Source organism: bacterium (genome assembly GCA_024224155.1).
Taxonomy (GTDB): Bacteria; Acidobacteriota; Thermoanaerobaculia; order Multivoradales; family JAHEKO01; genus CALZIK01.
Window position 1 is genome coordinate 1 of sequence record JAAENP010000127.1, and the last position, 12,151, is coordinate 12,151.

The 12,151-nt window shown below is 64.0% G+C and carries 16 protein-coding genes; 11 read left to right on the plus strand and 5 right to left on the minus strand.

Annotation, left to right across the window (positions count from 1 at the left end; translation table 11 throughout):
* From GY769_07035 to xni, 5 genes are all read left to right on the plus strand, one after another.
* The coding region (locus GY769_07035) for a DinB family protein (protein MCP4201672.1) at positions 1–228 on the plus strand (228 nt) is incomplete at its 5' end.
* Complete coding sequence (locus GY769_07040) at positions 225–1,214, plus strand: SpoIIE family protein phosphatase (GenBank protein ID MCP4201673.1); 990 nt, start codon at positions 225–227, stop codon at positions 1,212–1,214. The genes GY769_07035 and GY769_07040, both read left to right, overlap by 4 nt.
* A 199-nt stretch (positions 1,215–1,413) precedes the next feature.
* A complete protein-coding gene (locus GY769_07045) occupies positions 1,414–1,995 on the plus strand; it encodes an RNA polymerase sigma factor (protein MCP4201674.1) in 582 nt (193 codons plus the stop codon).
* 91 nt (positions 1,996–2,086) lie between these two features.
* On the plus strand, positions 2,087–2,584 hold the full coding sequence (locus GY769_07050; GenBank protein ID MCP4201675.1) for a hypothetical protein: 498 nt from the start codon (positions 2,087–2,089) through the stop codon (positions 2,582–2,584).
* A gap of 394 nt (positions 2,585–2,978) precedes the next feature.
* Positions 2,979–3,806, plus strand: a complete 828-nt coding sequence (xni, locus tag GY769_07055) for a flap endonuclease Xni (GenBank protein MCP4201676.1) — start codon at positions 2,979–2,981, stop codon at positions 3,804–3,806.
* Between the two features lie 338 nt (positions 3,807–4,144).
* Here the strand turns inward: xni and GY769_07060 are convergent, their stop codons facing one another.
* Positions 4,145–4,621 (minus strand): isoprenylcysteine carboxylmethyltransferase family protein, encoded by a 477-nt coding sequence (locus GY769_07060; GenBank protein MCP4201677.1) that lies wholly within the window; start codon positions 4,619–4,621, stop codon positions 4,145–4,147.
* A gap of 134 nt (positions 4,622–4,755) precedes the next feature.
* On the opposite strand from GY769_07060, the gene GY769_07065 reads away from it, so the two are divergent.
* Entirely contained in the window at positions 4,756–4,962 is a 207-nt protein-coding gene (locus GY769_07065; protein ID MCP4201678.1) for a hypothetical protein, read from the plus strand.
* Here the strand turns inward: GY769_07065 and GY769_07070 are convergent.
* On the minus strand, positions 4,959–5,126 hold the full coding sequence (locus GY769_07070) for a hypothetical protein (GenBank protein ID MCP4201679.1): 168 nt from the start codon (positions 5,124–5,126) through the stop codon (positions 4,959–4,961). The two genes, GY769_07065 and GY769_07070, sit on opposite strands and share 4 nt — an antisense overlap.
* Before the next feature lie 80 nt (positions 5,127–5,206).
* Between GY769_07070 and GY769_07075 the strand changes: the two genes are divergently transcribed.
* Positions 5,207–6,745, plus strand: a complete 1,539-nt coding sequence (locus GY769_07075; protein MCP4201680.1) for a glycosyltransferase family 39 protein — start codon at positions 5,207–5,209, stop codon at positions 6,743–6,745.
* 23 nt (positions 6,746–6,768) lie between these two features.
* Here the strand turns inward: GY769_07075 and GY769_07080 are convergent, their stop codons facing one another.
* Complete coding sequence (locus tag GY769_07080) at positions 6,769–7,149, minus strand: pyridoxamine 5'-phosphate oxidase family protein (protein MCP4201681.1); 381 nt, start codon at positions 7,147–7,149, stop codon at positions 6,769–6,771.
* A 25-nt stretch (positions 7,150–7,174) separates the two neighbouring features.
* Between GY769_07080 and GY769_07085 the strand changes: the two genes are divergently transcribed.
* Entirely contained in the window at positions 7,175–7,633 is a 459-nt protein-coding gene (locus GY769_07085; GenBank protein ID MCP4201682.1) for a hypothetical protein, read from the plus strand.
* A 52-nt stretch (positions 7,634–7,685) separates the two neighbouring features.
* Here the strand turns inward: GY769_07085 and GY769_07090 are convergent, their stop codons facing one another.
* Positions 7,686–8,579 (minus strand): hypothetical protein, encoded by an 894-nt coding sequence (locus tag GY769_07090; protein ID MCP4201683.1) that lies wholly within the window; start codon positions 8,577–8,579, stop codon positions 7,686–7,688.
* A 101-nt stretch (positions 8,580–8,680) separates the two neighbouring features.
* Here GY769_07090 and ychF point away from each other — a divergent pair, with 101 nt between their 5' ends.
* The 3 genes from ychF to GY769_07105 all read left to right on the plus strand — a co-directional run bounded on the left by ychF (position 8,681) and on the right by GY769_07105 (position 11,550).
* Entirely contained in the window at positions 8,681–9,769 is a 1,089-nt protein-coding gene (ychF, locus tag GY769_07095; GenBank protein MCP4201684.1) for a redox-regulated ATPase YchF, read from the plus strand.
* A 95-nt stretch (positions 9,770–9,864) separates the two neighbouring features.
* On the plus strand, positions 9,865–10,665 hold the full coding sequence (locus GY769_07100) for a hypothetical protein (GenBank protein ID MCP4201685.1): 801 nt from the start codon (positions 9,865–9,867) through the stop codon (positions 10,663–10,665).
* Between the two features lie 9 nt (positions 10,666–10,674).
* Positions 10,675–11,550 (plus strand): mechanosensitive ion channel family protein, encoded by an 876-nt coding sequence (locus tag GY769_07105; protein MCP4201686.1) that lies wholly within the window; start codon positions 10,675–10,677, stop codon positions 11,548–11,550.
* A gap of 33 nt (positions 11,551–11,583) precedes the next feature.
* Here the strand turns inward: GY769_07105 and GY769_07110 are convergent, their stop codons facing one another.
* Positions 11,584–12,108 (minus strand): DinB family protein, encoded by a 525-nt coding sequence (locus GY769_07110; GenBank protein ID MCP4201687.1) that lies wholly within the window; start codon positions 12,106–12,108, stop codon positions 11,584–11,586.
* Between the last annotated feature and the right edge of the window lie 43 nt (positions 12,109–12,151).

A 12,151-nucleotide genomic window follows, 5' to 3' on the forward strand; every position in this document is an offset into this window, starting at 1 on the left:
GGCTCGGAAGAGGCCTGGCGGACCGTTCTCTCCGATCTGGAAGAGGCTCATCGGAGCCTTCACGCGACGGTCCTCGAGCTCGAGGACGCACGCTTGGAAGATCCGGTCGCCGGCTGCGACCCCACCGTCCGCGGCCTGCTGTTGGGCGTGCTGCAGCACAACGTCTACCACGCTGGACAGATCTCGGTTCTGAAGAAGGCCGAGGCGACTCCGGGAGGGGCGGCGTGACACCCGTCCAGACTCGTCTGCGTGATGAGCTGCTCGGAAGGCGACAGCGGCTGGAAGCAGTGGCGGCGGCTCAAGGCGAGGAACGGCTGGTGGAACTGTTGCGTCGGGTCGATGCCACCCTCGCGCAACTGGAAACACCCGATTGGGGTCTGTGCGCTCAGTGCCACGACGCGATCGAGGACGACCTGCTCGAAGCGGACCCTTCGTTCAGCGTCTGTCTGGAGTGCCTTTCGCCCGAGGAGCGCCGCGCCCTCGAGCAGGATCTGGCCGGCGCCCAACGGGTCCAGCGTGCCCTTCTTCCGCCTTCCGAGCTCAGTCACGACGGCTGGCAGGTAGCCTGGCTCTGGGAGCCGAGGGGTGCGGTCTCGGGAGACTATGTCGACCTGCTCGGCCACCGAGGCGAACCCAGCACCCTCGATTTGCTGCTCGGCGACGTGGTGGGTAAGGGCGTCTCCGCGTCGCTGCTGCAGTCGCATCTCCACGCCATGTTCCGGGCTCTGGCCGAGCCGCCGCGCTTGCTGGGCGAGATCCTTTCCCGCGCCAACCGACTGTTCTGCCAGGCCACTGATACCGCGGACTACGCCACCCTGGTGGCGGCGCGGCTTCATGGCGATGGCACGGTCGAGATGGCCAACGCCGGGCATCCTCGGCCGCTGGTCGCCGATCGCCGCGGCGTGCGGCCGGTGGAGGGTGCGGGTCTGCCGCTGGGGCTCTTCGGGGAGTCAGACTACGACGTCCGCCGGCTGCGCCTGGAACCGGGCGAGACACTCCTGTTCTATACCGACGGCTGGACCGAAGCTGCGACCGAAAGGGGAGAGTACGGCGTCGGGCGCGCCGCGGCGGCCCTGGCCGCGGCCGAGCGGCTGCCCCTGGCCGAGCTATTGGTGGCTTGCCGCGACGACATGGAGACTTTCCTCGCCGATACCGATCGGCCCGACGACTTCACCCTGTTGGCCGTTCGCAGAGCCGAAACGGCGCCGGCGTAGAGCGAATCGGGCCCCGTTCGGGGAGCCAAAGCGACTCGACGCCATTTGTTGCATCAGCTGCTCTGGACCACCCCAAAGGGTGGGATTTCGAGCCGGCCGCGCAGGTGTTGTGAGTCGAGGTGCCTGGTGCGACGGTGAGTTGGCGTGTCGCGCACCACCCCGCCGCGGCGGTGCGGACAAAGCCCGCAAAAGGAGACCGATGGTCACTGCTCCAGAGGTAGCAGACCAACTCGCCCCTCAGCGAGAGTCCATCTACCGCTACATTCTCGGGATCGTGCGCAACGGGGTGGAGGCCGAGGATCTGACTCAAGAGACCCTGCTGCGGGCGTACGACAAGCTGGCGACGCTGGAAGAACCGGCCCGGCTAATTCCCTGGCTGTACCGCATCGCCACGAACATCACCTACGACCGCTTCCGACAGGCCTCGTACCGTCACCGGCCCAAGTCGCTTGCTGAAGACGACAGCGAGACCGGTGCGGGAGGTGCCGAGATTGCCCTCGACACCGAGCCACGGCTCGACAAGGTGATGGAGCAAAGGGAGATGAGCGCCTGCGTGCAGGACTACATCGCGGCTCTTCCCGAGTCGTATCGGGCCGTGATCCTGCTGCACGACGTGCAGGGTCTGACGAATCCAGAGATCGCCGAGATGCTGGGCGTCTCTCTGGCGACAGTGAAGATCCGGCTGCATCGGGCACGAGGCAAGCTGCGAGCTGCTCTCGGTGCGGGCTGCTCGTTCGAGAGCGACGAGCCGCGGGTCAGGGTCTGCGAGCCGAAGAGCTGAGGGATCTAGCGTTCATGCGCGTATCCCTTCGGCTGGCTGTTTCGTCCTTGCATATGGAGGAGACGGACAACCGATCAAGGAGGACTGAGAAATGCCGTTCTATCTCAGAGAGTCGGACGTTCTTCCGCAGGTTGCCGGACTTCAGTCCGTGCTGATCGTGCCCTGCCGATTCTGTCCGGCAGCCAGCCTCTCCGTAAGGGAGAGGAAACCCTATATTGAGTTGTTTCGGAGATTCTTGAGGACCGAGGCTTATGAGTCGTTCGTCGGGGCTCTGAAGCGTCGTCTTGAAGATGAAGGAATCAGGACAGCCGTATTCGACAGCAAGCTGCCGCATCAATTCGTGGCCTGCATGTGGACGTCGAGGCGTCGAAGGGAGCTTGCAGAACGTGCCGCCGAGTTCGACGGCGCATTGGTCCTTGGATGCGATGCAATGGTTGAGGCCGTACGTGACTCCATAGAGTCTACCGAGTGCCGTGTGATCCAAGGCATGGAAATAGAAGGCCTGATGAACGTCCTTCCGAAGGTGAGCTTTCCGTTCAACTTGTCGCTCGAGTTGCAGGGCGTAACCGCTGTAAAATCAGTAGAATAAACACAAGAAGTGGCGAAGGAGTAGGTCGGTGCAGCGAGTCCTGATCATCGGCGCGACGGGTCTGCTCGGAGGACCCGTGGCGAGGGGGTTGTGGCACGTTTTTCACGATGTCATCCCGATCTGTCATGGGCTGTTCGGGTGTGATCATCAGATGCATGCTGGATGAGGCTCTGTGGAAGGCACGCTTCTCGAGATCTACGTTCCGGCGGAATAGATCGCGGCCACGCTCGGGGCTCGCAACCGGTAGAGCTGGATATCGGCCTTCTCCAGGTGGTGCTCAACGTGGCAGACAAGACCCCGGGTACAGGGCCTCGCTGGGTGAGCTCGGACAATCTAGAATGGCTTGTCAGGTACCTTTAGTGGTCCATGAGAAGCTACTCGCTCGGCGGCAGCTTTGACTGACGAGGGTCAGCGGCGTCCCGTTCTGCTTTTGGTCGATGCCCTCAACCTGATTCGGCGGGTCTACGCGGCCCAGCCTGGTGAGGACGGACCGGAACGGTCAGAGGGCGCACGAGTTTCGAGCGTGCAGTCGCTACGGCGCGGCCTGCGCGAGAGTGCGCCGACACACGCCGTTTGTGTGTTCGATGGCGAGGGACGAAGCTGGCGTCACGAGCTCTATCCCGCCTACAAAGCGGGACACGCCCCGATGCCCGATGCGCTCGGCGCCGCTCTCGAAGGCTACCGCGAGGCCTTCCGCGAGCTCGGAGTTGCTTCGCTTTGCAGGCCTCGACTCGAAGCGGACGACGTCATTGCCACCATCGCCTGCAAAGCGGTCGCGGCCGGCGCCTCGGCGATCATTCTGTCGACCGACAAGACTTTCCTGGGGCTGCTGCCACACGGTGTCCAGGTGCGGGACCATTTCAGAGGTGCCGACTTGGATGTGCGGGACGTGATCGAGAAATTCGGCGTTCGTCCCGAGCAGCTCGGCGACTTCCTGGCGCTTGCCGGTGACCGAGGCAACAACATCAACGGCGTCCCCGGCATCGGCCCGAAGACCGCTGGCGAGCTGCTTTCCCGATTCGAGACGCTGGAAGACACGCTGCAAGCGGCGAGCGATCTCGAGGGCAAGCTGGGCGAGCGTCTACGCGACCACGCGGCGACGGCGCGACTGTGCCGCACGCTGGTCGGTCTTCGTACCGATCTCGCGCTCGGAACTAATCTGAGCGAGCTGCGCTATCTATCGTCAGACATGCAAGGACGCAATCGGTTGCAGAATCACTAGAGCGACACCTCTGTGCTTCGGCCAACAGGGCATGGCAAAGCTCCTCGGCCTGCAACGTCCGTCCAGAACTCGGGTCCTTTCGGAGCCGGGCGAGTTCGAGGAGCCCCGCTGGGTGTAGAGTCTAAGAGCGTCTCGAACTACGTCTGAGGGCTGAATCATGCTCGGCCAGACCTTGTCTCACTACCGGATCACCGGCCAACTCGGTGCTGGCGGCATGAGCGAGGTCTATCTGGCCGAGGACACTAAGCTGGAGAGCCCGTGACGGATCGCTATCGCGGTCTCTCTGCGGTAGTCGCTGGTTCGCACACCGAATTCTGGTTCAGTGACTCGACCTGTCTTCAGCTCCTCGGCCTCGATCTAGGCCTGAAGGCCGGGATAAACATCGGGGTTCGCTTTAGATACTCGATGTACTCATCACCCAACCTCTTCATGAGCTCGGGCTCCTCGATCTTCTTTAGTTCCCACACGTTGATCAGCACGTACAGTGGCGTGAAGAGGCACACGAGTGAAGCCGAATTGACGCCAAAGCCCAGGCCGAAGAGAAAGAGGAAGACACCCGTGAGCATTGGATTCCTGGCGTACCGATAGGGTCCGGTTTTGACCACTGTCGGAGGCGGATTGAAGGGTACCGGCGTTCCCTTGACTCTCAAGAAGTGAAGCACCGACCAAGCCGTGAGGGTGACTCCCACCGTTATTACCGGAATCGACAACGGAAGCCTTGCGCCCTCTGGCAAGAAACCGGGGAGTCCTAGCAGCCGGTCAACAAGAAACGCGGCCAGCACGAACAACGCGGTGAACGCGCCGAAGATCGTCACTCCGATCGGGGTAAGAAGTGCCCTAGTCTTGGCGGTACCTGTCGCCACCCGGTGGAGGAGGTTGATCCAGCGTTCACGGAATTGCCGGGGCGCACTCATCAGGATGGCCTCTCTCTCCCTCGAACATGTGGACCTTGGGTCGGAGCTCGCAGCAGCCGGATCATCGCTGCCGCCACACCAGCGGCGGATGCGGGGTTCTGGCCGGTGACCAGCCGATCGTCCACGACGACATGTGCGTCGAACGGATCCGCATGGGGGTAGCGGGCTTCTGCGACGACCTTCTTCACTTCCGTGTCGTCGAGCATATCGACCATGGGCCGGGGTTTTCCTGTGCCTTCTAGCCCTTCGAAACTGCGTCGCCGAGCTGTTCGTTGGTCAACGCCTGGCCGTCGAGGTTCCAGGCTCCATCTACTGTGTGCACGACGTTGATATAGATCTCTTCCCGAGGCTGTTTGCCACCCGATAGCTCGTGAATGAGGTCGGTCGCGTTCTTGAAGAAGCCCACTTGCGGCCAAGAACATCCGGCTACGCCAGCATGCGGGGACTGGCCCGTTCTCGAGATTCGTGTAACCCTCGTGCTACCTCATGACTGAAGATCGCTCCTCGATCCGAGAGCTCATTCCCGTCATTGCGCTTTTCACGATCGCAAAACTCGCGCTGCATCTCTTCACGCATGCCGGCTACGGCTATTTCCGCGATGAGCTTTACTATCTGGCCTGCACGGAACACCTGGCGGCCGGCTACGTCGACCACCCGCCGCTCTCGGTTTTCGTTCTCTGGTTGGTGCGCCAGGGCCTCGGGGACTCCCTCCTGGCTCTGCGTCTCGTGCCGGCCCTGGCTGGCTCGGCCACGGTAGGGCTCGTCGGGGCGATGGCGGCTCGGCTCGGCGGCGGCCGCTGGGCGGTGGCGCTGGCTATGACGGGTGCACTCGTGGCGCCGGTGTTTCTGGCACTCGACCACATCTACTCGATGAACGCTCTCGATCTCTTCTTCTGGGCTCTCGCAGGGTACCTCGTGATCGGGATCGTGCAGCAGGGCAACCCCCGACGCTGGTGCCTCTTGGGGCTGGTTCTGGGGCTCGCCCTTCTGAACAAGATCAGCGTTCTGTGGCTCGGCGCCGGTTTGCTGGTCGGCCTGGTCATTACACCGGAACGCCGGTGGTTGAAGACGCCCTGGCCATGGGTGGCGGGCGCGATCGCCACGGCTGTGTTTTCTCCCCACGTGTTTTGGCAGATGCGCAACGGCTGGCCCACCGCGGAGTTCATCAAGAACGCCACCGGCGAGAAGATGGCCGAGGTCGCGCCGCTCGATTTTGTCCTCGGGCAGGTGGGCATGTTGCTGCCGTTCGCCCTGCCACTGTGGCTCGCGGGGCTGCTGTTTCTGTTCTTACACCGCAAGGGCAAGAGCTACCGGATACTGGGATGGGTCTATGTCGCCGTCTTTCTGATTCTCATGCTCTCGGGCAGCAGCCGTTCGAACTACCTGGCCCCCGCCTACACCTGGTTGTTTGCCGCGGGAGGTGTCGCGGCGGCCGGCCTGCTCAGCAGGCCACGACTGACCTGGCTCCGTCCGACGGCGCTGATCGCACTCGCCATACTGGGAGCCGTGGTCGCGCCGCTGGCGCTTCCCGTTCTTCCGGTTGATGCCTACCTTCGCCACGCCGAGGCTCTGGGGCAGCAGCCTGCCACCGAGGAGCGCAAGGAGCTTGGCCAACTCGGACAGTTCTTCGCCGACATGCATGGGTGGGAAGAGATCACCGACACGGTCGTCGCGGTTCACCGCGGCCTGCCGCCCGCAGAGCAGGCGATCGCGCGCGTGTTCGCCCCGGACTACGGGGTTGCCGGCGCAATCGATCTCTTTGGCCGCAGGCAGGGACTCGCGCCCGTCCTGAGCGGCCACAACAGTTACTGGCTATGGGGCCCAGGCGACGCCGACGGCCGCGTCTTGCTCGTAGTCGGTGGCAGTGAGGAAGAGCTTCGCCCCCTCTTCTCTCAGCTCGATCGCGCTGCCACGATTGACTGCGGTCTTTGCATCCCCTACGAGAATGGCAACCCGGTCTGGATCGGCCGTGATCTCCGGCTCCCGCTGGCGGAGCTGTGGCCGAACATCAAGCACTACGACTGAGCATCTTTCGCGCAGCCCTGCTTTCAGACGGTTCTTTTCCAATGCCCTTCGGTCATGGAGCCCAGACGGACCGGCTCGGCGCGGTCGATCTCCAGATCGCGGACCCGGATCCGCCGGAGGCGTCCCCACAGAAGGCCGTAGCCGCGCAGCCGACGGAGCGGGCGGACGCGGTGTTGCCACATCGCCAGTTCGCGGGCGCTGGCCTGCCGGGGCTCACCGACGACGCGGCCGCCGAGCCGGACAGCGGGCGGCGCGGGGAACCGTCCGAAGAGGAGCGCCCGTAGCCAGAACAGCCGACCACTGTTGACGCCGAGGATCGAGACCCGCGGGTCGCGGAGGAGATTACGCGGCAGACCGGTGGGGAACACCTCGAAGTAGAAGCCGCGTCCCGGCTCGGTGAGCACAACCGAGAGGGAGTGGGCCAGCGTGATGTGGACGAACGCGGGTCTGGCGGCGGTAGTCGGGCTGGCATGGGCGCTGATCGGGCTCGAGCGCTTCTTGCTCGTGCAGGTGCCGATCACCCTGATCGCCGGGACTTTGGGCGTCTGGCTGTTCTACGTCCAACACCAGTTCGAGGACACGTATTGGCGCGAGCACCCGGAGTGGGAGTTCCATCGCGCGGCCATCGAAGGCAGCTCTTTCTACGATCTGCCCGCGCTGCTCCATTGGTTCACGGGCAACATCGGCTTTCACCACATCCACCATTTGGCGAGCCGGATCCCCAACTACCGGCTCAAGGACTGCTTCCGCCAAGTGCCCGAGCTGCAGCGGGTGACCCGGTTGACCGTGCTCGGCAGCCTGCGTTGTGCGCGTCTGCACCTCTGGGACGAGGACGAAGAACGGCTGGTGGGCTTCCGCCACCTCCGGGCGCTGCGGGCCGGGGCCTGACCGGCGACGCGCCGGGGCCTCTGAGTCGGCCGCCAGCCACCTTCCGCGTGGCTCAATCGGCCGCCGCGGACCAGCTGATCCTCGCGCTTTCCTCGTCGATCCAGCGTGTCACGAGTTGCGCCGGGGTAATGTCGAAATAGACGTTTCGAATAGAGAGCCGACCGGGCTTGGTGACACCCAGCTCGCTCGGAGGCATTTCCTCGAGCTCAACTTCTTGCGCGGTTCGCGGGCTTCTCTTGAAGCTCTCGAAACAGACCCAAAGTGGCGCGCCCGCCGCGCGCATCGCGAGGGCCAAGAGATATGTGCCGGCTTTGTTGACGACCGAACCGTCGGCGAGAACGGTATCGGCGCCGACCAGGGCTAGATCTGCGCGCGAGGCAGACCATCCGATCTGTGCGTCGGTGATGAGCTCGGTCTGAATCCCCATTTGCTCGAGTCGGCGCGCCGTGCTGTGTCCTTCGAGCAGCGGTCGTGACTCACTGACGATGGCCCGCACGCCGCGATCCGCCAGCCGCCGAAAAGTTGCCACAACCGTAGAGCTCAGGCTGTGGGTGAGGATCGTTGCTCCGCTCGCGATCTCGGCCGCCGCTTGCTCGGCGGCTCCGTCCGTGGCCAGGCGTGACAGCGCGATCAGTCGGTCGGCGGCGCGCACCAGACCCGACGCCAGCTCGGCGGCCGGCGCCGCGGCCGTCGACTCCACCTCTGCCGTCCACCTTGCGGCCAGGTTCTCGATCGGCGCCATCGACGGGCGCGCGTCTGCGATCCGCTCGGCCGCGCGACGGGCCGCTTGCCTCAGCGCCTCTGGCTCCAGGTCACCACAGGCGGCGACGTATTGCCCCAGTCCGCGCAGTGCCCTTCGACCAAGCTCGCTCGCCCCGTGGTCGCGGTCGGCGTCGAGCTCCGCGAGACAGGCGCGCAGAATCTCGTCGGCCTGCTGCTGCGTCATTGGAGGTTCCTCTCTTCTTCCCGACCTGCAGCCATCCTACTCTCCTGGGGCCTGGGCCCCACTCCGTTTTCTACTTCGGCTATGCTGCTGCGGGAGTAACGATGGCACTTTCGGTTGGAATCGCCGGTCTTCCCAATGTCGGCAAGTCGACGTTGCTGAACGCTCTGTCGGACGCCCACGCCGAAGCCTCGAACTACCCGTTCTGCACCATCGATCGCAACATCGGTGTGGCCGTCGTACCCGATCCGCGTCTGAAGCAGCTCGAGCAGCTCTTGTCGCCGACGGAGATGGTCCCGACCACGATCCGCTTCGTCGACATCGCCGGCTTGGTCGAGGGAGCGAGCAGGGGAGAGGGTCTGGGCAACAAGTTTCTCGGGCACATCCGCGAGGTTGACGCGATCCTTCACGTGGTGCGCTGCTTCGAGGACGAGAACCTTGCCCATGCGACCGGTACGCCGGATCCCGTCCGCGACGTGGGCATCGTGGAGACCGAGTTTCTACTGGCCGATCTCGAGATCGCGGAGCGCGCCGCGGAGAAGTGGAGCAGGGGCGTGCGCCTCGGCAAGGGCGTGGGCAAGGACGAGTCGGCCGTGTTCACCAAGGTTGCCGAGGCACTCGACCGGGGCGTGGCGGTGCGCGACCTGGATCTGCACGAGGAAGAGCGCCGCGCTTTCGGTGACACGCGTTTTCTGACCGACAAGCCGTGCCTGTACGTGGCCAACACGGGCGAGAGCGACCCTTCCGGTGAAGGCCCGTTGGCGACCGCACTCAAGAACGCCAAGGGGGTCGAGCAAGTGCTGCCCGTCTCGGTGGAGATCGAAGAAGAGATCTCGGAGCTGCCGGTGGAGGAGCAAGCCGACTTTCTGGAGAGCCTGGGTCTCGAGGAGACGGCATTGAATTTGGTCGTCACTGGCTGCTACCGGCTGCTCGATCTGCTGACCTTCTACACGGTGGCCAACGAGAAGCTGAGCGCGTGGCAGCTACGGCGCGGCGGCACGGCAGCGGAGGCGGCCGGAAGGATCCACAGTGACATGGAGAAGGGCTTCATCCGAGCGGAGGTCATGGCGCTCGAGGACCTGCTGCGTTTGGGCAGCCAGCAGGCGCTGCACGACCACGGCCTGCTGCACACGGTGGGCCGCGACCACGTCATCGAGGACCGGGACGTTCTTCACATCCGGTTCAAGGTCTAGGTCGGACTCGCGATCCCGAGCGTTGTCTTCGAGAATGAACCCGCCGGGCGATTAGCCTCCGAGACTCCGCGGGAATATGATCCGCTGCAAGACGTATGAGCGAAACACAGACACGCTCCTGGTGGGGAGACTACGAGCTCGCGATCGACGAAACCGTGGCTTGGGAGATCGGTCCTCTGCGCCTTTGGCTGCAGCGGCGTCAGCTGGAATGGAGGCTGGCGCATGCCTGGGCCGAGGAAGATGGACCCTCGGAATGGAGCTGCCAGCGGGCCGCGGAGCTGCCCGAGGACGGGGCCCAGAGTGAGCGGTTCGCGGTCAGCGAAACGACCGGCGCGGTGCTCCTGCGGCCGTTGCCCGCGGATCGGGCGGTGGTCGCGCGTCCCAAGACGCCACTGCGCGTCTTGCCTGGCCAGTCCGCACGCATTTTCATGAGCTCCCCGATGTGGCTCGAAGTCGCGGTCGGAGCCGCGCAGGTGCCGTTGCGGGAGCTGCCGACCAAGCGCCTGTCGGACACGTGGTTCGGAGCGACCAGCCGCGAGGGAGAGCTGTCGTATTCGCTCAAGACCAGCGCCCGTACGGATTCCGAGGAGATGCCGCGCGCCCATTACAGGCTCCTGACGCCCGTCGTCATCGAGAACCGGGCGGCCGATCCTCTCGTCTTCGAGCGCCTGAGCCTGCCGGTTCCGTTTCTTTCGATCTACGGCGTCGAGACCGGGGCGGTATGGTCCGAGGAGGTCCACATGCTGCGCACCGAAAGCGGCGACATCGCCGAGCTCGACGTCAGGGTGGGTCCTCCCGAAGAGGCCATGGAAGCCATGAGGCTGGGCGCCCCTCGCCGGGTCGCCCAGAAGGGGCATCTCTTCCAAGCCTTCGGCTCACTGCTGGGGTTCGAGTAGGAGACTATGATGGAAGAGCTGAGGAACGTCCTGCTGGACTCCGAGAAGGTTCTTACCGCCTCGAGAGCCGTCATCCTCTTTCTCGCAGGCCTCGTTGTCGCCCGACTCGTGAGTCGGCTCGTCGCGCGGCTGGTGTCGGCTCGTCTCGAGCCCCAGCAGGCGCTTCTGCTCCGGCGCTTTCTTTCCTACGGGCTCGTGGCGCTGTTCACGGTCGCGGCGCTTCACGAGCTCGGTTTCAACCTCGGTGTTCTTTTGGGTGCGGCTGGAGTGCTTTCGGTCGCTGCCGGCTTCGCTTCGCAGACGTCGGCCTCCAACCTGGTCAGTGGTCTTTTCTTGATCGTGGAGAAACCCTTCGCCATCGGCGACGTGATCGAGATCGGTGGGACGACGGGCGAAGTCCTGGCAATCGACCTCTTGTCGGTGAAGCTCCGCACTTTCGACAACAAGTTCGTCCGCATCCCCAACGAGAGCGTCATCAAGAGCGAAGTTTCGACGCTGACCAAGTTTCCCATCCGTCGGGTCGATCTGCAGATCGGAGTGGCGTATCGAGAGGATCTCGAGCGTGTCCGGGATGTGCTGATGGAGGTAGCCGATCGGAATCTCCTTTGTCTGGACGAGCCCAAGCCGGTTCTTTTCTTTCAGGGCTTCGGCGATTCGTCGATCGACTTCCAGTTTTCGGTCTGGGCGACACGCGAGAATTTCGTCGAGCTCAAGAACACGATCCAGCTCGGGATCAAGAAGGCGTTCGATCGAGAAGGGATCGAGATTCCGTTCCCCCAGAGAGTGCTTCACGCGGGCGGCGGTGCCAAGTCGTTTCCGGTCGAGGTCGTCGAGAGCCCCGACGGGTCGGAAGATCCGGACGACTCGCGGGTGAACGTGCCGTGATGGAGCGAACCCGATGAGCTTCGCGCAGGGCGGCTACATACCCCACAGGTCCGAAGTGTTGACCGGCTTGCCCTGGAGCTTCAGGTAGTAGAAGAGCTGCCCCTTGTGCTGAGCAAGATGTTGGATCATGAACAGGAACTGCTCGCCCATCAGTCGCTCCTGGCCCTCCCATGGAGCCTTGACGGTGTCACCGGCGAGCCGTTTCTCGCCCGCCTCCTCGATCGTCGCAAGCGCCAGCCGCTTGTCGCTGGCTAGCAGCTCTTTCACCTTGGCCACGCTCTCGGCCTTCGGCAGCTTCTCGGCCGGCAGCAGGGTCTCGCCCCCCTCCGGTTCCGGTATCTCGTAGCCTTCGGGCGGTGTCCAGTCGTTGGTGAGGAAGCCCCGAAAACAGAATCCGCAGGCGGTGGTGAGGTGAGTGAGCAGCTGCCCCGTGGTCATCCAGTTCTCTCCGGTCGCGGGTTTCCAGTCGAGCATCTCGTCGTCGACCATGTCGAGCAGACCCTCGGTCGCGGCGTAGGTCAGATGGATATGCGATCTCAGCAGGTCGGTCCAGTTCATCGTGTCCTCCTTTTGGGTGTGTCTTCCGAGCTTTACTTTCGAG

Excerpts from the sequence above, each read along its gene's own strand:
- GY769_07045 (MCP4201674.1), top strand. The coding sequence starts at position 1,414 with ATGGTCACTGCTCCAGAGGTAGCAGACCAACTCGCCCCTCAGCGAGAG.
- GY769_07050 (MCP4201675.1), top strand. The coding sequence starts at position 2,087 with ATGCCGTTCTATCTCAGAGAGTCGGACGTTCTTCCGCAGGTTGCCGGA.
- GY769_07075 (MCP4201680.1), top strand. The coding sequence starts at position 5,207 with ATGACTGAAGATCGCTCCTCGATCCGAGAGCTCATTCCCGTCATTGCG.
- GY769_07085 (MCP4201682.1), top strand. The coding sequence starts at position 7,175 with ATGTGGACGAACGCGGGTCTGGCGGCGGTAGTCGGGCTGGCATGGGCG.
- GY769_07090 (MCP4201683.1), bottom strand. The coding sequence starts at position 8,579 with ATGACGCAGCAGCAGGCCGACGAGATTCTGCGCGCCTGTCTCGCGGAG.
- ychF (MCP4201684.1), top strand. The coding sequence starts at position 8,681 with ATGGCACTTTCGGTTGGAATCGCCGGTCTTCCCAATGTCGGCAAGTCG.
- GY769_07100 (MCP4201685.1), top strand. The coding sequence starts at position 9,865 with ATGAGCGAAACACAGACACGCTCCTGGTGGGGAGACTACGAGCTCGCG.
- GY769_07105 (MCP4201686.1), top strand. The coding sequence starts at position 10,675 with ATGGAAGAGCTGAGGAACGTCCTGCTGGACTCCGAGAAGGTTCTTACC.
- GY769_07110 (MCP4201687.1), bottom strand. The coding sequence starts at position 12,108 with ATGAACTGGACCGACCTGCTGAGATCGCATATCCATCTGACCTACGCC.